The sequence below is a fragment of the Microbispora sp. H10670 genome (assembly GCF_014161385.1).
GTDB classification, from domain to species: domain Bacteria; phylum Actinomycetota; class Actinomycetes; order Streptosporangiales; family Streptosporangiaceae; genus Microbispora; species Microbispora triticiradicis.
This window is the reverse complement of sequence record NZ_JABBWW010000002.1, coordinates 277,618-296,806: the sequence shown is the minus strand read 5'-3', so window position 1 is coordinate 296,806 and position 19,189 is coordinate 277,618. Positions and strand designations below refer to the sequence as shown.

21 protein-coding genes are annotated in these 19,189 nt (G+C 73.8%); 9 read left to right on the top strand and 12 right to left on the bottom strand.

Annotated features, from left to right (window positions below):
• Positions 1–99: 99 nt before the first annotated feature.
• Positions 100–1,956, bottom strand: a complete 1,857-nt coding sequence (locus HHX33_RS37065) for a pentapeptide repeat-containing protein (protein WP_182873535.1) — start codon at positions 1,954–1,956, stop codon at positions 100–102.
• A 134-nt stretch (positions 1,957–2,090) separates the two neighbouring features.
• Between HHX33_RS37065 and HHX33_RS04995 the strand changes: the two genes are divergently transcribed.
• On the top strand, positions 2,091–2,954 hold the full coding sequence (locus HHX33_RS04995; RefSeq protein WP_182873534.1) for an SDR family oxidoreductase: 864 nt from the start codon (positions 2,091–2,093) through the stop codon (positions 2,952–2,954).
• A 111-nt stretch (positions 2,955–3,065) separates the two neighbouring features.
• Here HHX33_RS04995 and HHX33_RS04990 read toward each other — a convergent pair whose 3' ends face one another.
• Both HHX33_RS04990 and HHX33_RS34905 read right to left on the bottom strand, forming a co-directional pair.
• Positions 3,066–3,266 carry a DUF3072 domain-containing protein gene (locus HHX33_RS04990; protein ID WP_111701298.1) on the bottom strand — a complete coding sequence of 67 codons (201 nt, stop codon included), beginning with the start codon at positions 3,264–3,266 and terminating at the stop codon, positions 3,066–3,068.
• An 81-nt stretch (positions 3,267–3,347) separates the two neighbouring features.
• Positions 3,348–3,884 carry a hypothetical protein gene (locus tag HHX33_RS34905; protein WP_220501494.1) on the bottom strand — a complete coding sequence of 179 codons (537 nt, stop codon included), beginning with the start codon at positions 3,882–3,884 and terminating at the stop codon, positions 3,348–3,350.
• Between the two features lie 418 nt (positions 3,885–4,302).
• On the opposite strand from HHX33_RS34905, the gene HHX33_RS04980 reads away from it, so the two are divergent.
• From HHX33_RS04980 to HHX33_RS04970, 3 genes are read left to right on the top strand one after another with little or no spacing between them, the layout of a single operon-like run.
• On the top strand, positions 4,303–4,902 hold the full coding sequence (locus tag HHX33_RS04980; RefSeq protein ID WP_182873533.1) for a GOLPH3/VPS74 family protein: 600 nt from the start codon (positions 4,303–4,305) through the stop codon (positions 4,900–4,902).
• A 35-nt stretch (positions 4,903–4,937) separates the two neighbouring features.
• Entirely contained in the window at positions 4,938–6,410 is a 1,473-nt protein-coding gene (locus HHX33_RS04975) for an APC family permease (protein ID WP_111701296.1), read from the top strand.
• Positions 6,407–7,018 (top strand): GNAT family N-acetyltransferase, encoded by a 612-nt coding sequence (locus tag HHX33_RS04970; RefSeq protein WP_182873532.1) that lies wholly within the window; start codon positions 6,407–6,409, stop codon positions 7,016–7,018. Before HHX33_RS04975 ends, HHX33_RS04970 begins: the two co-directional genes overlap by 4 nt.
• Positions 7,019–7,061: 43 nt before the next feature.
• Here the strand turns inward: HHX33_RS04970 and HHX33_RS04965 are convergent, their stop codons facing one another.
• Positions 7,062–7,937 carry an NmrA/HSCARG family protein gene (locus tag HHX33_RS04965; protein WP_182873531.1) on the bottom strand — a complete coding sequence of 292 codons (876 nt, stop codon included), beginning with the start codon at positions 7,935–7,937 and terminating at the stop codon, positions 7,062–7,064.
• Positions 7,938–8,050: 113 nt separating this feature from the next.
• On the opposite strand from HHX33_RS04965, the gene HHX33_RS04960 reads away from it, so the two are divergent.
• On the top strand, positions 8,051–8,902 hold the full coding sequence (locus HHX33_RS04960; RefSeq protein WP_182873530.1) for a helix-turn-helix transcriptional regulator: 852 nt from the start codon (positions 8,051–8,053) through the stop codon (positions 8,900–8,902).
• Here the strand turns inward: HHX33_RS04960 and HHX33_RS04955 are convergent.
• From HHX33_RS04955 to HHX33_RS04935, 5 genes are all read right to left on the bottom strand, one after another.
• On the bottom strand, positions 8,899–9,159 hold the full coding sequence (locus tag HHX33_RS04955) for a winged helix-turn-helix domain-containing protein (RefSeq protein ID WP_182873529.1): 261 nt from the start codon (positions 9,157–9,159) through the stop codon (positions 8,899–8,901). The genes HHX33_RS04960 and HHX33_RS04955 overlap by 4 nt on opposite strands.
• Before the next feature lie 173 nt (positions 9,160–9,332).
• On the bottom strand, positions 9,333–10,355 hold the full coding sequence (locus HHX33_RS04950) for an alcohol dehydrogenase catalytic domain-containing protein (protein WP_182873528.1): 1,023 nt from the start codon (positions 10,353–10,355) through the stop codon (positions 9,333–9,335).
• Positions 10,356–10,651: 296 nt separating this feature from the next.
• On the bottom strand, positions 10,652–11,338 hold the full coding sequence (locus tag HHX33_RS04945; protein WP_111701290.1) for a DUF3618 domain-containing protein: 687 nt from the start codon (positions 11,336–11,338) through the stop codon (positions 10,652–10,654).
• On the bottom strand, positions 11,314–11,712 hold the full coding sequence (locus tag HHX33_RS04940; protein WP_182873527.1) for a phage holin family protein: 399 nt from the start codon (positions 11,710–11,712) through the stop codon (positions 11,314–11,316). The genes HHX33_RS04945 and HHX33_RS04940 overlap by 25 nt, the downstream gene beginning before the upstream one ends.
• Positions 11,709–12,725 carry a hypothetical protein gene (locus HHX33_RS04935; RefSeq protein WP_182873526.1) on the bottom strand — a complete coding sequence of 339 codons (1,017 nt, stop codon included), beginning with the start codon at positions 12,723–12,725 and terminating at the stop codon, positions 11,709–11,711. The genes HHX33_RS04940 and HHX33_RS04935 overlap by 4 nt, the downstream gene beginning before the upstream one ends.
• A 179-nt stretch (positions 12,726–12,904) precedes the next feature.
• Here HHX33_RS04935 and HHX33_RS04930 point away from each other — a divergent pair, with 179 nt between their 5' ends.
• Together HHX33_RS04930 and HHX33_RS04925 are read left to right on the top strand one after the other, a co-directional pair.
• On the top strand, positions 12,905–13,348 hold the full coding sequence (locus tag HHX33_RS04930; protein WP_182873525.1) for a protein-tyrosine phosphatase family protein: 444 nt from the start codon (positions 12,905–12,907) through the stop codon (positions 13,346–13,348).
• 160 nt (positions 13,349–13,508) lie between these two features.
• Positions 13,509–14,261, top strand: coding sequence for a sulfite exporter TauE/SafE family protein (locus HHX33_RS04925; RefSeq protein WP_310741218.1), 753 nt, complete (start codon positions 13,509–13,511; stop codon positions 14,259–14,261).
• Here the strand turns inward: HHX33_RS04925 and HHX33_RS04920 are convergent.
• Complete coding sequence (locus tag HHX33_RS04920) at positions 14,246–14,413, bottom strand: hypothetical protein (RefSeq protein WP_165900726.1); 168 nt, start codon at positions 14,411–14,413, stop codon at positions 14,246–14,248. The genes HHX33_RS04925 and HHX33_RS04920 overlap by 16 nt on opposite strands.
• A 17-nt stretch (positions 14,414–14,430) precedes the next feature.
• Here HHX33_RS04920 and HHX33_RS04915 point away from each other — a divergent pair, with 17 nt between their 5' ends.
• Both HHX33_RS04915 and HHX33_RS04910 read left to right on the top strand, forming a co-directional pair.
• Positions 14,431–15,135 carry a hypothetical protein gene (locus tag HHX33_RS04915; protein WP_138460818.1) on the top strand — a complete coding sequence of 235 codons (705 nt, stop codon included), beginning with the start codon at positions 14,431–14,433 and terminating at the stop codon, positions 15,133–15,135.
• A gap of 109 nt (positions 15,136–15,244) precedes the next feature.
• Entirely contained in the window at positions 15,245–15,454 is a 210-nt protein-coding gene (locus tag HHX33_RS04910; protein ID WP_111701285.1) for a hypothetical protein, read from the top strand.
• A gap of 35 nt (positions 15,455–15,489) precedes the next feature.
• Here HHX33_RS04910 and HHX33_RS04905 read toward each other — a convergent pair whose 3' ends face one another.
• Both HHX33_RS04905 and HHX33_RS04900 read right to left on the bottom strand, forming a co-directional pair.
• A complete protein-coding gene (locus HHX33_RS04905) occupies positions 15,490–17,406 on the bottom strand; it encodes a prolyl oligopeptidase family serine peptidase (RefSeq protein WP_182873524.1) in 1,917 nt (638 codons plus the stop codon).
• A complete protein-coding gene (locus HHX33_RS04900; protein WP_182873523.1) occupies positions 17,406–19,187 on the bottom strand; it encodes an N-acetylglutaminylglutamine amidotransferase in 1,782 nt (593 codons plus the stop codon). The genes HHX33_RS04905 and HHX33_RS04900 overlap by 1 nt, the downstream gene beginning before the upstream one ends.
• Positions 19,188–19,189: the final 2 nt, after the last annotated feature.

The window sequence follows — 19,189 nt, the reverse complement described above, 5'->3', positions numbered from 1 at the left end:
ACGATTGAGCTTATGCTGGCGACAGGAGGTCACGCTCGTAAGGATCGTGAACGCTTGCGGCCCTGAGCATCGACGTTCTCGATGCTCAGGGCTCCGTGGTCAGCCCGCGCGGGTGGGCAGGGCGTGGGAGTGGGCCGGGCGGGAGGCGGTCGCCGCCGGCCGCAGCCCCGCGCGAACCCCGCCCCGCAGCCCTGCCCGCACCCCGCCCCGCATCACCGCTCCGACCACCGCCACCTGGGGGCGCTGGCCGACCGGCGGCCGTGCCGGACGGGCTCCGGCCGTCCAGCAGACGGCGCCCGCGGCGACGGCCGTCACCAGCGTCAGCCACCCCAGGGCGCGGCCCGTCCGCAGGCCGTACCCGGAGGCGAGCCAGTAGAGCGAGAGCAGCAGCCTGGCCCGGCCGCGGGAACTGCCGAGCCGCCGCATGTCCATGGCGCCGAACGCGAAGTCGGCGGAGGTCCTGGCGTCGTCCACGCCCGGCCGCAGCCGCTCGTACAGGACGGCCAGCCGGGCGGCGTCCGGCGATCCCGGCGCCCATGGCGACCTCGGCGACTCCTGTGGCGGCTTCCGCGACCGAGATGCTCCCTGCGGCCGGGACTCCTGCGGCCCGGCTGATCCGTGGGACCGTGGCGAGGGCGGGGCCGGGGATTCCGGAGACCCGGCGAACCCCGCCTCGTCCCAGCCGCGCCACAGGTGCTCGTCGGCGAGGACGCGGCGGCGGCTCCACCACCGGACCGGCGGCCAGCCCAGCCGCAGCCGCATCCCGCCGGGCGTCGCCGCGAACAGGCACTCCCGCAGCCGCAGGCGTTCCGGGCGGCGCAGCCCGCCGAGACCGCACCCGCGAAGGTCGGCCCCCGTGAGCGTGAGCGCCGCGGCGTCGAGACCGTCGAGCGAGGTCACCCGCAGCCGGCCGGAGCGCCGGGTGACCGCCGACGTCCCGGCGAGGACGGCGCCCCGCAGGTCGAGATCGGCGTCGGACAGCCGCGCGACGAGCGGCCCGGCGACGTCCGCCGTCCGGAGGATCACACGGCACCCGCCGGTCTCCACGTGCAGCGCCGCCCCGGCCCGCACGCCCGCGAGGGACAGCCGCCGCCCGACCCGCATCGGGCCCAGGTAGGCCGCGTCCTGGAACCGCGTTCCCTCGAAGGCGGCGGTCGCCGCGCAGACCGCGCCGCGGAAGGAGACGGCCCGGTGGAAACGGGCGCCGCGGAAGACGACGTCCCCCGCGAACACCGCCGCGTCGAACGCCGCGAACCCGCGGAACTGCGTTCCCTCGAACGAGACGTCCCGTCTGCCGTGGAACGAGGCGTTCGGTGCTCCTGGGAACGAGGCGTTCCGCGCCTCCGCGAGCGGGGTGCTCCGGGTCCCCTCCGAAGAGACGTTCGGTGTGGCCCGGAAGGGCGGGGCGCCGGGGGACGGCGTGCCGCCGGGCGTGCTCCCGGCGGGGAGGTCGCCGCCGAAGCGCGCCGCGCCGAACAGGGCGTCGCCGCGGATCGTGGCGTGGTCGAAGGCGGCGTGGCCGCGCACCCGCGCGTCGTGCAGGGACAGCTCGCGCGCGAACCGGGCCGCGCGGAAGGAGACGTTGCGCAGGAATCTGGCGCCGTAGAAGGAGGCGAGCCGGTCGAACCGGGCGTGGTCGAAGGTCGCGTCCCCGGTGAAGGCGACCTCGCCGAAGCGGGCCTGGCCGGTGAAGACCGCGTGGTCGAACCTGGCCCGTCCGACACGGCGCTCAAGACGGTCCAGCAGGTGGGCGAGCAGGTCCTCCGCCACGGTGGTGCCGCGCAGGTCGAGCGCCTGGCCCGGCGCGAGGTCCCGCAGGACGGCGCCGGTCTCGGCGGGGGTCAGGTGCGCCAGGCACCGGCCGTACGGCTCGCGGGCGATGCCCGGGCAGCCGGGGGAGGCGCCGCACGTCCTCCAGACGACGTCCAAGAGGGCGATCTTCGGCCGGGATGTCATGTCAACGTCATACATGATGTCCCATCTCGGGACGCTAAAGCGTGATGGATAGGTAACACTGTGTATCCGCCGGGCGACCGTCCCACCGCCGCGTCCTGCCGTTTGCCCTGGCCGGGCAGGGGTACGCGGGGTGCATGTCTGAGCAGTCGAACTCCACACCGCCACCGCAGACGCAGTCGTATCCCGGCCGGACGGGCGAGATGAGCCCTGAGCCGAGAGACGAGATGCGCGACTACACCGGCCGCGACCTGCTGGCCGGAAAGCGGGCCCTCGTCACCGGGGGCGACTCCGGCATCGGCCGGGCCGTCGCCGTGGCGTTCGCCAAGGAGGGGGCGGACGTCGCCATCGCCTACCTGAGCGAGCACGAGGACGCCGAGCACACCAGGAAACTGGTGGAGCAGGAAGGCCGCAACTGCGTACTCCTCCCGGGCGATCTCGCCGACCCTCGCCACTGCGAGGAGGTCGTCGAGCGCACGGTCCGCGAGCTCGGCGGCATCGACGTGCTGGTGAACAACGTGGCCACGCAGACCCCCGTGCGGGGGCTGGAGGAGCTGTCCGACGAGCAGTGGGAGCACACCTTCGCCGTCAACATCCACAGCTACTTCCGGGTGACGAAGGCCGCGCTGCGGCACATGCCCGAGGGCGGGTCGATCGTGAACACCTCGTCGATCAACGGGCTGCGCGGCAACAAGCAGCTGATCGACTACTCTGCGACCAAGGGCGCGATCAACGCGTTCACCTACGCGATGGCCCAGGTGCTGGTCGACCGGGGAATCAGGATCAACGCCGTGGCTCCGGGCCCGGTCTGGACGCCGCTCATCCCGGCCACCTTCCCGGAGGAGAAGGTGGAGAAGTTCGGCGAGCAGGTGCCGATGGGCCGCCCGGCCGACCCGGACGAGATCGCCCCGTCGTACGTGTTCTTCGCGGCCAACCGGCTCTCGTCGTACTACACGGGTGAGGTCCTCGCGCCGATCGGCGGCGAGACGCTGCCCGGATAGCCGGGCGAGGACGGCGTGGGCCGCCCGGGTGGATCCTCCCACCCGGGCGGCCCCGGTCGTCCGCCCGCCCGGCCGCCGCGGACGGGGCGGCGACGGGACGGGTGGCGGCGGTCACCCGTTCTCGTTCAGGCGGCGGCTCTGGTCCTGCAACTCGTCGATCAACGTGGAGGCCTCGGCCTTACTGAGCCCCTCGGGCACGTCACGCCCGGCCTCCCGGGCCAGTGTGCGCAGGTAGGACTCCTGCGGCGCGGTCATCGGCTCGTCCCCGGTCGCCCAGTCCTCGGGGTCCTTCTCCACCGGTCCTCGGTCCATCGTCCCTCCAATGTCGAACTGCCGTTCGCTCTACCCGTCGCCGGGAGACGTAACCCGGTGGAGGGGAGAGGCCGGCACCCGTCACCTCGCGGCGGGATGACGGAGGTAGCGGGCCCGGGTCAGTTCGGACACCTCCTGCTCCGGCGGGCGCCGCAGCACCCGCGAGGCCAGCAGGCCGCCGGTGGCGCACCCGGCCGCCAGCGCCGCGGCCGCGGCGAGGACCGACCCCGCACGGCCGGCCCGGGGCTCGGGCCGTACGGCGCCGGCCCGCCAGGCGCGCAGCCACAGCGCCTCGGCCGCCGCGTCGAGGAGATAGGTCGGCCTGATGCGGCCGGTGGGCACGCAGAGCAGGTCGGCGGTGAGAAGCGTCGCGGCGGTGGCCATGCCGAGACGGCGCGCCTGCCGGACGCCGTCCGGCGTGCGCGCGGCGCGGACCTGGGTCCAGCCGATCCCCACCAGCAGGCCCGCGACGGTCCGTTGCAGCCAGCGGTCGGTCTTCGGGCCGTACACCTTCTCGAAGCTCGTCAGGTGCAGGAGCGGCCACAGTCCGCCCGCGATGTTGAAGAGGCCGTGGGCGCGGGCCAGGACCACCGCGCCCCTGTCGTCCTGGGTGGTCATAGGCCCTCGATGCCCACCCTCAAAACGGACAAAACGCGGGCCGGTTCGCGGCGGAGGCCAAGGGTAGGCCGTGGAAGGAGCGGCGGCGGGAGGTCCTCATGCCAGGAAATTTCAGGGTTCGTCCACTCGGCGGCGCGACGGGATGCATCCTTATGATCATCATCTCGATCGTCGCGTCGATCCTGCTCACAATCGTGGTGAACGCCCTGATCCGGTGAGGATTCCACGGCTGGAGCGCGCGATGCGCTCGCATAAACCAAAAAGCGGGTTTCGGTTGGCATAATTCACGTCGTGATGGGAAAACGCGTTCCCATTCTCGCCTTGATGATTCCCGGGCGATGACAAATGAAACAAAGCGCCTATATCATCGCCGACCGTGGCTGAAAGCGATCTTTCGAGCCCGTCTCTTGTCGATGACTTGTATTTCGTCCTGCACGACAATGCGACGGGTCATCCACACCTGCATTCACGGCTCGCGGGGCTGGCACTGGCCGGCGGCGTCCTCGCCGAGCTGATGCTCGCCGAGCGGGTGACCCTGGATCTCACGTCGAACCCCGAGCGCCTCCACGCGGCGGCCGGGGAGGACAGCGATGACGCCTTCACCAGGAGGGTGCTCGGCCACGTCGTCGCCGAGCCGTACCATCCGGTGAGCACGTGGCTGCTGTTCCTCGCCCGTACGGCCGAGGCCGAGGTGACCGCCAGGATGATCGCCGCGAAGCTGCTCAAACCACCGGTCAGGCACCTGCTGAAGCAGCAGCCCCCGGCTCCGGCGGACATGAGCACGGCCGCGTGGCCGCTCGCCCGCCTGAACCTCGCCGTCCAGCGCCGCACGCCGCCGAACCCCCGGGACAGAGTCCTCCTGGGACTGCTGGACGCCGCCGGCTGTGCCCAGCGGGTGCTGTCGGAACACGATCCCCGCTTCGTGGCCGCGGTGATCGCCATGCTCCCGGCCCCCATGCAGAGACTCGTCGCCCAGACCAAGGCCGCCGTCGGCCAGGCCGTCCTCAGCCGCCGGTGACCGCTCGCCCCCCAAATCCCCTCACGGAGTTCCAGGTGTCCCTGACAGAGCAACGGCCGAGCGCCGTCTCCGCCGCACTGGCCCAGGACCGGCTCGGTGTGCCGTCCATCGTGTTCTTCGTCATCTCCGCGGCGGCGCCCCTCATGGTCGTCGCGGGTTCGGTGCCCACGGCGTACGCGGTGACGGGCGTGATCGGCGTGCCGCTCGCGTTCCTGCTGCTGGGCGGGGTCTTCTCGCTCTTCGCCGTCGGCTACGTGACCATGGCCAGGCACGTGGTGAACGCCGGCGCCTTCTACGCCTACGCCGCGCAGGGTCTCGGCCGGACGCAGGGCGTGGTGACGGCGTGGGTGGCGCTGCTCGCCTACAACGCGCTGCAACTCGGCCTGTACGGCATCATCGGGTCGGCGGCGGAGCCGCTGCTCCTGGACTGGTTCGGCGGTTCGCCCCCGTGGTGGGTCATCGCGCTGGGGGCCTGGGCGCTGACCGGTCTGCTCGGCCTGCTGCGGGTCGACATCAACGGCCGGATCCTGTCCGTCCTGCTGGTCAGCGAGATCGCCGTCGTCCTGCTGTTCGACCTGGGCGACCTGTTCGGCGGCGCGCGGAACGGCGTCAGCTTCGAGGGCTACAGCCCCGCGGCGCTGTTCGTGCCCGGCGTGGGCGCCGCCCTCGCCACCGTCGTCGCGGGCTTCGCCGGCATCGAGTCGTCGGTCGTCTTCGCCGAGGAGTCCAAGGACCGCCTCCGCACCGTGCCCGTCGCCACCTACCTGGGCATCGCGGTCATCGCCATCCTCTACTCCATCTCCGCCTGGGCCCAGACGGTGCCGACCGGCCCGGACGGGATCGTCAAGGCGGCGACCGAGCAGGGTCCCACGCTCGTCTTCGGCCAGGCGGCGGAGCACCTGGGCGGCACCGTCGCGACGGTCGGCTCGGTGCTGTTCGTGACCAGCAGCATCGCCTGCATGATCGCCTTCCACAACACCACGGCCCGTTACATCTTCGCCCTCGGCCGGGAGAACGTGCTGCCCTCGGTGTTCGGCCGCACCTCGGCCCGCACCGCCGCGCCGATCTCCGGGTCGGTGCTGCAGACCGCGCTCGGCCTGATCGTGATCGCGATCTACGCCGTCTCGGGACTCGACCCCGTGACGAAGCTGTTCTTCACCTTCGGCGCCTTCGGCGGCCTCGGGCTGCTGACCCTGCTCACTGTCACCTCGATCTCGGTGATCGTGTACTTCTCCCGCGACCTCCGGGGAGAGACGGCCTGGCGGACCCGTTTCGCCCCGGCCCTGTCGATCGTGGCGCTGCTCGTGATCATCGCGCTGACGCTGGTCAACTTCGACACGGTCCTCGGGGTCGCGCCCGACTCGCCGATCCGGTGGATCCTGCCCTCCATCTACGTCGTCGCGGTGGTGTTCGGCGTCGTCTGGGCCCGGGTGATCAGGGCGACCCGGCCCGAGGTGTACGCCGGCATCGGCCTCGGCGCCCAGGCCGCGGCGGGAGGCCCCCGGTGAGCGCGGCGGACGCGGCGGGTCCGGTGATCAGCCGGATGACGGACGCGGAGGCGACCGGCCACCTGATCGCGGAGACCTTCCACGTCGACGCGATCACCGCGTGGCTCGTCCCGCGACAGGAGGACCGCCTGCCCCTCCAGCGGAGGTTCTTCACCATGTACGCCGCGCACGCGATGGAGCACGGCGACGTCTACGGCATCCACGAGGCGGGCGAACTGGCCGGGGTGGCCGTCTGGTTCACCGCGCCGTTCCCGGAGATCCCCGGCGAGCGGGCGGAGATCGACGCCTTCACCGGGGAGAACGCGGGGCGCTACCACATCCTGGGCGAGCTGCTGGAGAAGCACCACCCGCGCGAGCCGCACCACTACCTGAACTTCATCGCCCTGGAGCGGGGGAGGACCGGCCGCGGCCTCGGCACCATGCTGCTGGAGGAGCACCATCGCCGGCTCGACGCCGAGGGGGCGCCCGCCTACCTGGAGGCGAGCAGCGAGGCGAGCCGGCGGCTCTACCTCCGCCACGGCTACGTGGACATGCCGGAACTGATCCGGCTGCCCGGAGGCCCGGTCATGTATCCCATGTGGCGCGAGCCCCGGCCGCCCGCGGAATAGCCGTACGGGCGTGGCATCCCGGCCGCCGGTGACGTCCCGCGCCTCACGGCTTCCAGCCGGTGGTGCGCAGCCAGGTCTCGAACGTCGTCAGACCGGGATGCTCGGCCCGCAGGGCCTTCAGGTCGACACCGCCGGCCGGGTGCTCGTCGAAGAACTCGAACATCCGGGCCAGGTGCTCGTCGAACGCGCGCACCTGCTCGATCGGCGTCTGCTCGAAGTGGGCCGGCAGGCCGCTCACCCGGCCGAACGCGGCGGCGATCTCCGGCGGGGTCAGCTCGTCCGCGCCGATGTCGACGGTCCGGCCGACGTACCCGCCGGGACGCTCGAAGGCGAGGGCGGTGAAGACCCCGATGTCCCTGACGGAGATCAGCTGCATCGGCGTTCCGGGCCGCGCGGGAAGCCGCAGGACCAGGGTGCCGTCCTCCACGGAGGGACGACTGTAGGTGAGGAAGTTCTCCATGAAGGAGACCGGGCGCAGGATCGTCGCCGGGAGCCCGAGCGCGTGGATCTCCCGCTCGATCCGTGCCTTGCTCTCGAAGTGGGGGATGCCGGAGTCGGCGTCGGTGCCGGGGAGCGAGCTGTACACCAGGTGCCCGAGGCCGGCCTCGGCGGCCAGCCGGACCACCGTCAACCCCCGCCGTTCCTCGGCGGCGGCGCCCTCGACGGTGATCCTCGGTCCCTGCATCATGGTCAGCGCCAGGAAGACCCCTTCGGCGTCCCGCATGGCGCGGCGCAGCGACGCCTCGTCGTCCAGGTCGCCCACCGCGAGCTCGGCCCCCGCCTGCTCCAGGGACGCCGCGGCGGGGGAGCCCGGGTCGCGCACCAGGGCGCGCACGGTCCGCCCGCGGGCGAGCAGTTCGCGGGCGGTGGCGCCGCCCTGCCGCCCGGTGGCGCCGATCACCAGTACGCGATCACTCATGACACCCGCCTCCCTGGGAGACTCGCCCTGTGAAGGATCATGGCCGTCACGATAACGAGGCGGCGTCCGGCGGTCCTGGCACTCGTGCTGCCAGTCTCGCGCCCGGCCGCCGCGTGAGGGACTCGGACCGCAGGGCCGAGCTCGGCGCGTTCCTGCGTGCCCAGCGGGCCCGCCTGCGGCCCGCCGACGTCGGTCTGCCGGAAGGCGATCCGGCCCTGCGCCGCACCCCCGGACTGCGGCGCGAGGAGGTCGCCGAGCTCTCGGGCGTCGGCGTCACCTGGTACACCTACCTGGAGCAGGGGCGGGACATCTCGGCGTCGGCGCAGGTCATCGACGCGCTGGCCCGCGCGCTGCGGCTCGACCCCGACGAGCACCACCACCTGCGGGACCTCGCGGGCCTCGCCCCGCCCGACACGCCGCCTCCCGGCGGGGAGCAGGCGGCGGCAGCGGCCCGGCTCCGGCGCCTGGTCGACGCCGCCGCGCCGAACGCCGCCTCCCTCTACGACGCGTGCTTCGACTATGTGGCCTGGAACACCTCCTACACCCTGCTCCGTCTTGATCCGCTGACGTTCCCGCCGTGCCGGCGGAACCTGCTGTGGATGATGTTCACCGACGCCGCGAACCGCGCCCGCATGGTCGACTGGGAGCCCGCGGCCCGCGCCGTGATCAGCCAGTTCCGCGCCGCGATGGGACGCAGGCCCGGCGACCCGCGGCTCGCGGCGCTGGTTGAGGAGCTCAGTGAGGTAAGCCGGGAGTTCCGCGAATGGTGGGCCGACTACCCCGTGCGCCGCTTCCGGCCGGCGACGGTAGGGATCGACCATCCCGAGATAGGGCGGCTCGACCTGGAGATGTTCAAGATGCGCCCGATGGGACACCCCGATCTCGTGCTGGTGCTCCAGGTGCCGGTGGGCGAGGACGCCCGCAGACGGGTCGCCTCCCTACTCGGCCGGACCGGCCGGGACTAGCCGCCGCCGGTCTCCTCGGCCCGGGTGGAGACGTAGGCCCCCTGCCCCTCGATCGTGTACACGAGGCCCTCGCCGCTCAGCACGCCGACGGCACGGCGGACGTCGCCGGGGCTGAACCCGTGCTCGCGCACCAGGCGCTCCTCCGAGGGCAGGGGACGGTCCGGCTCGATCCGGCCGTGCACGATCTCCTCGCGCAGCATCGCCGCGAGCCGCCGGTACGCCGGGACCGGCTCGCCGGAATCGTCGGTGACAGCCACGTCATGGCCCTGCCCGGCGGCCGGCGGTCCAATCCTGCCCGTTCCGGTCCTGCCGCGCCGATCCCGCGCCGATCCCGCGCCGATCCCGCGCCGATCCCGCGCCGATCCCGGGCCGATCCGTTGCCGATCCTGTGCCGATCCCGCGCCGGGACCGGCCGCGGCTCAGCGGTGGCTCAGCGGCGGCCGGGCTCGACCAGGACCTTGAGCCCGCGCCGCGAGACGGCGGCGGTGAACGCCTCCGCCGTGGCCGTGAGCGGGAAACGCTCGGTGATCAGCGCCGACACGTCGACCAGCCGGTCCGCGGCCAGCCGGATCGCCCGGGGATAGGTGAGGTTCATCCGCCGGACGAGGGCGATCGTCAGGCCCTTGCGCCGGGCGAGCGACGCGGGGAAGCAGGTGCGGTCCTCGTCGGGGATCCCGGCCAGCACCACCCGCCCGCCGGGCCGGACCGCGGTCATGGCGAGGCGTACGGCGTCGTCGTCGCCCGCCACCTCGAACGCCACCCGGACGCCGAGGCCCGCCGAGCCGTCGACCTCCCGCCACACGCCGGGCTCCGCCGCCTCCTCGGGCGACAGCGCCAGGCCGGCTCCGTACCTCAGGGCGGCGGCGCGGCGGTGCGGCAGCGGGTCGACGGCGACGACGGCGCAGGCTCCGGCGAGCCGGGCGAGCCGGATCACGAGCAGGCCGATCGGCCCGCAGCCGACGACGGCGACGGGCGCGCCCAGCGGGACGTGCCCGAGGTCCACGGCGTGGATCGCGACGCCCAGCGGTTCGAGCATGGCACCGTCGCCGTCGGAGAGCGCGGCGGGCAGCGGGTGCAGCAGGTCGTCGGGCCAGGCGATCCGCTCCCGCAGGCCGCCGTCGAGCGTCCCGTGCCCGGCGAAGCGGACGTCCGGGCAGAGATTGCCGTAGCCCGTGGCGCAGACCGCGCAGCGGCCGCACGGGATCGCCGGGTCCACCGCGACCCGCGTGCCGTCCCGGGGACCGCCCTCGATCACCCCCGCGATCTCGTGTCCCACCACGAGCGGCGTGTCCAGCACCGCGTCGCCGATGCCGCCCTCGGCGTACCAGTGCAGGTCGGAGCCGCACAGGCCGACCGCGGTGACCCGCACCAGGCTCTCGCCCGGGCCCGGGACGGGCGGCGGCTCGTCGCTCAGCCGGATGTCGCCCACCTTGTGCAGCCGGGCGGCCTTCACGCTCCGCCCTCCGCGTCCCTCGGCGCCATCGCCGCCCCCTGAGATCGTCTTCCCGTCGATCGTAACCCCGGTGATCGCAAGCCTGCGGCCGTGAGTTCCGTGATCGCCGGCCCGGCGGCCGCGTGGGCGGTGACACGCCCGAGGGCCGGCCCCGTCCACCGGAGCCGGCCCCCGGCATCACCCTGTCGGTGATCGCGGGCCCGGTGGTCGCGGGCCCGGTGGTGACACGCCCGAGGGCCGGGCCCGTCCACCGGGCCCGGCCCCCGCGACGGTCACTGCGACGGTCACTGCGACGGTCACTGCGAACGCGACTGCCCGGTCATCTGCCTGGCCTGGTCGCGGGTGTCCTCGGTGACCTGCCTGGCCTGGTCGCGGGCCTCGTCGCGGGTCGTCCTGGTCGCCTCGGCCGCCGTGTCGCGCACCTGCTGGACGGCCTCCTTGGCGTCCTCGCCGACAAGCTGCGCGGTCTCCTGGACGGCCTGCTTGACCGGCTCGGCCAGCTCACCCGCCCGATCCTTGACCTGCAGGGCCGCCCGCTCCTCGGCGGCGGTCTTCGGCAGCAGGCTCGCGGCCAGCAGGCCCGCCCCGAAGGCGATCAGCCCGGCCGCGAGGGGGTTGCCCTGCGTGCCGCGCAGCGCCTGGCGCGGCGCGCTCCGCACGGTCTCCGCGGCCTGCTGGGCGCCGTGCCGTACGGTCTCGCCGGCCTCGGCCGCCGCGTGCCGCACCGTCTCGCCCGCCTCCGCGGCCTTGTCGCGGACCGTTCCCACGGTGTCGCCGGCCTGGTCGCGAACCGTGTGGGTGGCGTGTGCCGGCACCCCCATCACCTTCTCCCTCACCGATCGCGCCGTCTGGCGCAGACTGTCCGTACGACGCCGCACGATGCGCGACGGGCTCGTCCTGTCGGCGAGCCGGTCCACGTCGGCGGCGAGTTCCGCCCGAGTGGCATCGATCTCGGCCCTTATCTCCTCTGGGCTCGCGCCCATCGCACGTCCTCCTTCAGGGTCTCGATGGTCTGCTCGGGCGTGGGGTTCACCTCGCGCATGCGCTCCTTGCCCCGCGCGAACAGCACCCCGCCGATCACGGCCCACACGGCCGCGACGATGAGCGCGGCCCAGGCCAGGTCCATGACGTTGCCGAGGCCGAACACGACGGCCAGCGTGACGAGGAGCGCCACCATGTATCCGGCGAAGCCGGCGCCGCCGAGCATTCCGGCGGCCTTGCCGGCCTTGCCCGCCTCCTGGCGGATCTCGGCCTTGGCGAGTTCCACCTCCTGGCGGAACAGCTTGGACAGGTCCTCGCCGATCTCGCCGACCAGCTTGCCCAGTGAGGGCTCGGCCGGTGGGCTGGGGTAGCTCATCGCGGTTCACCTCCGGGGAGACCGCCGGGGAACCCACCGCTGTGCCCGCGGCCGTTCCCGTCGCCGTCCGCGTACCCGTCGCCGCGCCCGTTCGTGTACCCGTCCGTGCGGCCGTCGGTGCGGTCGTCACGGAACTCGCCGGCCGGATACCGGGCGCCGGTCTCGTATCCAGTGCCGTTGCCACTGCCGGTTCCGTACGACGGGGAGGCGACACCGGTGCCCGGACGGCCGGTTCCCGGGCCACCGGTGCCCGTGCTGATTGATTCCCCGGTCAGGCCGTTTCCGGCGCCGTCGCCGTACCGGACCGGGGAGGGGGACCCGGGAGCGTATGCGGTGCCGCGCCCGTAGTCAGGGGCGGAGCCGTATGCGGTGCCGGAGCCGAACCGCCGCGCGTCGTCCGTTTCCGCCGGGTCCTCGGCCGTGGCGACGGCCTTCACCGCGCGTCCGGCGAGGAACCCCGCCACCAGGGCGCCCGCCAGGAACAGGCCGGGACGGCGCCGCGCGAAGTCCTGCACGTCGCGCACCGCGCCGGTCAGGCCTTCGGTCTCCAGGTAGTCGGCCGTGCGGCGGCCCCGGTCGGTCACCTGCCTGACCACGTCGCGCACGGGGGAGTCGGGCGTGACGCCGTCGGCGGCGGACTCCAGCTGCTCGGTCCACTGCCGGATCGCGCCGGCCGCGCGCCTGCTCTGCTGCCACGCCTGCTCGTCGGTACGCCTGCGAAGCTGGTGGACCACGTGCCGCGTCTGGTCCTTGGCCTCCTGGGCGACCGTGCGCACCTGGTCCTTGGCGGTCGCGGCGACCTCGCCGGCGGCCTCCTTGGCCTGCTGCGCCGTCTGCTGAGCCGTCTCGCGGACCTGCTGCGTCGTACCCTGCTGACCGGTGCCCTGCGTCACGCCCTGCTGGGTCGTCCCCCGCAATGCCGTCTCCCGGGCCGCCTCCTCCTGCCGGAGCGTGCCCTGCGGCTGCCCGCTTCCCCCCGCGTATGTTCGCGTCTCGGGATGGAAGTCGCTCACGAAAGCCTCCTTGGGTCGAATTCGTCCCTGAGCCGCGAGCTACCCTCGATATTGGAACGGACGCCCATAAAGCGGAAAAAGGTAAAAAATTCGTCTTGACAGGATCAAGAGGGGCAAACGGCCACGCGGTCGAACCCGGCCGGCGCTCTCCGGTCCCGTCGGCGGGGCAGGATGGGATCATGTCCGAGACCTTCCTCCCCGGCGCGATCAAGCTGCCCGACGGCACCCCGATCCGCGGACGCGGTCTGCGGTACCCCGCTCCCGAGGGCGTCCCGCCCGAGCGCGGCCTCTATCTGGGCGGCGCCCGGCTGAGGCGCCGGCACGACTCCGGCCTCACCTGGGCGCACGAGTGGATCGACTGGCCCGACTTCCTGCTGCCCCGCGACGGGGAGAGCGCGGCCGGCCTCATCCGGGCGCTGCACGGGCACGCCCGCGCCGGCCAGGCGGTGGAGGTGGCCTGCGGCGGAGGCGTCGGGCGCACGGGCACCGTCATCGCGTGCCTGGCGATCCTGTCGGGCCTGCCCGCGCACGAGGCCGTGGCCTGGACCCGGGCCAACTATCACCGGCGCGCCGTCGAGACGCCCTGGCAGCGCCGCTGGGTGCTCCGCTTCCCCGCGCTCTGAAGACCGGGCCGCGGGCGCCGCCGCGGAACCGGGCCGCCCGGGTGGAGACCGGCGTGAAGCGGCCGGCGTCACACCGCGCCGTCCCCCGGTGCCGTCATGACGTGTGTGAGAGCGGGAGGGCGGTGACGGGCGACTATGGCCCATATGGTTGGGTTCGTCTGTGTTTGTCGACGTGCTGGGGCTGGCCGCCGTGGGTCTGGTGGCCGGAGTGGTCAGCACGGTGGTGAGCCTGGCCTCGATCGTGTCGTATCCCGCCCTGCTGGCCTTCGGGCTGCCGCCCCTGGCCGCGAACGTCACCAACACGGTCGCGTTGCTGTTCACCGGCGTGGGCGCGGCGGCCGGTTCGCGGCCGGAACTGGCGGGCCAGCGCTCGGTCGTCGGCCGTCTCGGGCTCTTCGCCGCCCTGGGCGGCGCGGCCGGCGCGGGCCTGCTGCTGGTCACGCCCGCGCGGATGTTCGAGATGGTCGCTCCATGGCTGGTCGGCGGCGCCTCGCTGCTGTTGCTGCTGCGCCCGCCCCGCGCGGGACAGGTGAGCCTCGGCGGGGAGAGCGGCCTGGCGCTGCGTGTCGCCGTGTTCTGCGTCGCGGTCTACACGGGCTACTTCGGCGCCGCCGGAGGGATCATCATGTTCGCGGTGCTCGCGGCGGCGCTCGACCGGTCCCCGGCGGGGGTGAACGCGGTGAAGAACCTCGTGGGCGCGCTCGCCAACGCCGTCGCGGCCGTCTGGTTCGCTCTGTTCGGCCCGGTCGACTGGGCCGCGGTGGGGCCGCTCGCCGCGGGGTTCCTCCTCGGCGGCTGGCTGGGCCCCGCCATCGCCCGCCGCCTGCCCGGCGACTCGCTGCGCCTCGCCGCCGCGATCTGCGGTCTCGCGGTCGCGGTCAAGCTCGGCGCCGACGCCTACCGGAGCGGCTGAGCGGCGACCGCCTCGGCGTGCCGGGCGCGCAGCCGCGTCCGGATCTCCTCCGGCGTGTAGGCGCGCCGACGGCGCTCCGCACGGGCGATCACCACGCCGGTCGCCGCGACGCCCGCGAACGCCGCCAGGCCGAGTATCTTCCACCACCGCATGTGCCTAGGCTACTGCCGTGGCTCGTACGCGGATAAGCCTCGACAAGGCGCTCGAACTGGTCCGTACCGGTGACGTGTGGGTGTTCCGGGGGCGCAGCGCGCCCGACCGGGCCATCCAGGTCACGACCAACAGCCCGGTGAACCACGTGGGCATGGCGGTGGTCATCGAGGACCTGCCGCCGCTGATGTGGCACGCGGAGCTCGGCCGGTCGCTGCCCGACATGTGGTCGGGCACCCACCAGCGCGGCGTGCAGCTGCACGACATGCGTGACGCGGTGTGCGTCTGGGCGGCGAGGTACGGCCAGCGCGCCTGGCTGCGCCAGCTGGAGCCGCCGGTGGGCAGGGAGATGGAGGACGCGGTCCTGCGGACGATCGCCCGGCTGGACGGCACGCCGTTCCCGTCCACCGCCCGCCTGGCGGGGCGCTGGCTGCGCGGGCGCCTGCCCGCGCTCCGCCCCGTCTCCCTCCCCGGGCTCCGCCGGGGGAAACGCGACGCGGAGGGACGCACGGCGCGGGACAGGACGCTGGAGACGGCCTACTGCGCGGAGGTCGTCGCCGTGACGTACGAGGAGATGGGCCTGCTGCCGGGTGGCCGCCGGCCCAACTGGTACGACCCCGGCAGGTTCTGGAGCGGCGACAACCTGGTCCTCGACGACGGCCGGCGGCTGGGCGGCGAGATCGCGGTCGACGTCCCCGGCGGCGAGGTCCGGCCGCTCCGATAACGCGCCGGCCAATATTTCTCCCGGCCGTCAACCTCCCGGCGTCAAGGCGCGTCAGGTGTAGGCACCGTTCGTCCAGACCCGGAGGAAAGGTCCCATGCCTGCTCCTGATATGAGACGCGAAGGTCTCGCCGACGCCAGCGACGAGGAGAGCCGGGCGCGCAGCGCGCTCGACGCGATCCGGCGGCAGGGCCCGGAGGCGGTGCAGGAGGAGACGCTGCGCATGAAGTCGGAGCTGCTCCGGCTGTGCGGCTGGGAGGGCTACCAGCGGGTCATCGCGAAGATGGAGAGCGACCTGGCCAGGCTGCGCGAGTCGCGCTGACGTGCCGGGCCGCGCCCGTCCCCGGCAGACTCCGCTCAGCCGGGGAACACGCCGGTCAGGTGCCGGTCGAGCCAGTCCGTCACCCGCCTGACGAACGTGACCCGGTTGGCCCGCCGCCGGATCTCGTGCCCTTCGTCCTCGAACAGCAGGACCTCGCAGGGCACTCCCGCGGCTCTGGCCGCGCGGACGACCTGCTCGGCCTCGTACACCGGGACGTTGGTGTCGCGCGCGCCGTGCACCACCAGCAGGGGAGCGGCCAGCCGGTCGAAGGCGTGCAGGGGCGACAGGGCGTGCAGCAGGTCGCGGTCGGCCTCCGGATGGCCGTACTCGCTCACCGCCGCCGCCGCGATCCACGGCTCCGTGCGCTCGTAGAAGGTGGCGAAGTCGGCCATTCCGCAGACGTCCACCCCGGCGCGGAACAGGCCCGGATACGTGACGAGCGCGGCCAGCGTGAGGTAGCCGCCGTACGACCAGCCCAGGCAGGCCAGCCGGGCGGCGTCGGCGAGACCGGCCCGCACCAGGAAGGCGGCGCAGTCGGCCACGTCGTCGATCGCGCGGAAGCGCAGCGCGTGGTCGTCCGCCTCGCGGAAGGCCCGGCCGAAGCCGGCCGACCCGCGCACGTTCGGGGCGAGCACGCCGATCCCGGCGGCCAGCAGGCTCTGGTACAGCGGGTTGAACGTGGGCCGCTCCTGGTCCTCCGGCCCGCCGTGCAGGAACACGGCGTACGGCGCCGGGCCCACGGCCGCGGGCGGCCGGTAGAGCCAGCCGCTGAGCTCCAGCCCGTCGCGGGCCGGGAGCCGTACGAGCTCGGCGTCCACCGCCCCGGCGATCCGGCCCGCCCCGGCGACCCGCCGGTAGCGGCCCGTCTCCAGGTCGCACAGCACGACGTGCGGCGGCTGGGCCGGTCCCTCCACCGTGAGCACGGCGGCCCGGTCGTCCAGGGAGACCCTGATCGAGGTGACCACCTCGCCCGGGGGAGGGGGGAGGGGACGCCGCGCCGGGCTCCCGGCCCCGCCGGCCCGCTCCGGCGTCTCCAGCGGCTCCGGCGCCCCGGGCGCGTCCAGCACCTCCAGTTCGGAGCGGCCGGCGGCGTTCCACACCAGCACCACGCGCCGGCCGTCGGCCGTCAGCGCGAACATGTCCAGTTCGGCGTCCGGGCGTTCGGCGAGCACGACCGGGCGGCCGTCACCGGCGACGGCCAGCAGCGCGGCGCGGTCCCGCCCCGCGTCCGACAGCAGGTAGGCCGTCTCGCCGCCGGGGGACAGGACGCCGTAGCCGGTGGAGCCGGGCAGGTCCGCCAGCAGCGGCCGCTCGCCTCCCGGACCGGTGGCCTCCGGCGACAGCTCCCTGACGTACATCCGCCGGACCCCGCGCGGCCCCCGCCGCAGCAGCACCCGGGCGTGGTCGCGGCTGACCGCCTCCGGATGCAGCAGGGGCCCGCGGGCCACCGTCTCCCGGCCTCCGGTCGCCGCGTCGACCAGCAGCGCCTCGGCCGTTCCGGACGCCGCGACCTCGGCGGCCAGCAGCAGGTCGCCGCGGCCGGTCCAGTGGACGAACCACGCCGACCCGCCCTCCGGCGCGGCCAGCGGGCGCAGGTCGCCGCCGTCCGGCCGGACGGTCCAGACCTGCGTGTGCTCGCCGCCGCCCGGCGTGAGCAGGACGGCCAGCCGTTCTCCGGACGGCGACCAGCTCACCTCCGCGACCGGTTCCGGTCCCGTGGCGACCGGGCGCGCCCGCCCGCCCCGCCGCAGCGGCCTGACCCAGACCCGCGGCACGCCGTCCCGGTCGCTGACGTACGCGACCGCGCCGCGGTCGGGGGCGAGCGCCGGCGCCCGGCAGCTCCAGGCGCCGAGCGCCGCGTCCCCGGCGGATTTCGCGGCGGCCTTCGCGGCGGGCTTCCCGACGGACTCCCCGAGGGGCGGAGTCCGTACGCCGAGGGCTTCCGCCGCCATCACACTCCCTGCGCCTGCAACCACATCTCCAGAAGCCCGAGCTGCCACAGCATGTTGACTCCCGTCGTGGTGCGGCTGGTCTCCCTGTTCTCCAGCAGCCCCTCGACGTACGCCTTGTCGAACAGGCCCCGATCCCGGGCGGCGGGCGCGGTGAGCGCGTCGCGCACCAGGTCGAGGAACGGCCCGTCGATGTGCCGGATGGCGGGCACCGGGAAGTAGCCCTTGGGCCGGTCGACCACCTCGCGCGGCAGAAGCGCGCGGGAGGCCTCCTTGAGTATCCCCTTGCCGCCCCCGACGAGCTTCAGCTCCGGCGGGCACGCCGCGGCCAGCTCGACCAGTTCGTGGTCGAGGAACGGGGTGCGCCCCTCCAGCCCGTGGGCCATGGTCATGTTGTCCACCCGCTTGACCGGGTCGTCGGGCAGCATCAGCCGCGTCTCCAGGCGCAGCACCGCGTCCAGCGCGGTCTCCGCGCCCGGACGGCCGAGGTGGCGGCGGATGACCTCCCCGCTCACGTCCTCGTCGACGAGGTGCTCGGGAGCCACGATCCCCGCCAGGTCCTCGTGCGGGTGGTCGAAGAACTCCCTGGCGTACGTCGCGAACGCCTTTTCGCGGGGCACGGCGGCGAGCGGCGGGAACCAGCGGTATCCGGCGAACACCTCGTCGGCGCCCTGCCCGGACTGCACGACCCTGACGTGCCTGGCCACCTCCTGCGACAGCAGGTGGAAGGCGACGCAGTCGTGGCTGACCATCGGCTCGCTCATCGCCCGCACCGCGTCCGGCAGGCCCGACAGCAGCCGGGAGTCCTCGATGAGGATGCGGTGGTGGTAGGTGCCGAAGTGATCGGCGACCAGGTCGGAGTAGCGGAACTCGTCCCCCGAGTCGCCCCCGGCCGCGTGGAACCCGATGCTGAACGTCGACAGGTTCCGCTGGCCCTCCTCGGCGAGCATCGCGACGATGACGCTGGAGTCGAGGCCGCCCGACAGCAGCACGCCGACGGGCACGTCCGCGACCATCCGCCGCCGTACGGCCGCCCGCAACCGGTCGTGCACGGCGTCGCGCCAGTCGGCGGCGTCCATCGCCTCGTGCTCCGGCAGCCGGGTGAACGGCGGGTCCCAGTAGACGGTGTCGCGGGAGGAGCCGTCCGCCTCGACCGTGCGGACGGTGGCCGGGGGCAGCTTCCGCACGCCCGCGAGGATCGTGCGCTCGCCCGGCACCAGCGAGTGGAAGGTCATGTAGTGGTGCAGCGCGACCGGGTCGATGTCCGTGTCGACCTCGCCCCCGGCCAGCAGCGCGGGCAGGGTCGAGGCGAAGCGCAGCCGGTCGCCGTTCCCCGACACGTACAACGGCTTGATGCCCAGGCGGTCGCGGGCGAGCGTCAGCCGCCCGGTCTCCTGCTCGAACACGGCGAAGGCGAACATCCCGGCGAACCGGCGCACGCAGTCGGCGCCCCACCGGTGGAACGCCTTGACCAGCACCTCCGTGTCGGAGGTGGAGAAGAAGCGGTAGCCCTCGCCCCGCAGCTCCTCACGCAGCTCACGGTAGTTGTACAGGCAGCCGTTGAAGACCGCCGTCAGCCCGAGGGCGGGGTCGGCCATCGGCTGCGCGGCCTTGTCCGAAAGGTCGATGATCTTCAGGCGCCGGTGGCCGAGGGCGACCGGCCCCCACTCCCACAGCCCCGAGCCGTCCGGGCCGCGCTCGTGCATGGCGTCGGTCATCCTGCCCACCACGCCGATGTCCGCCGGCCGCCCGTCGAAGCGGATCTCACCGCTCAGTCCGCACACGC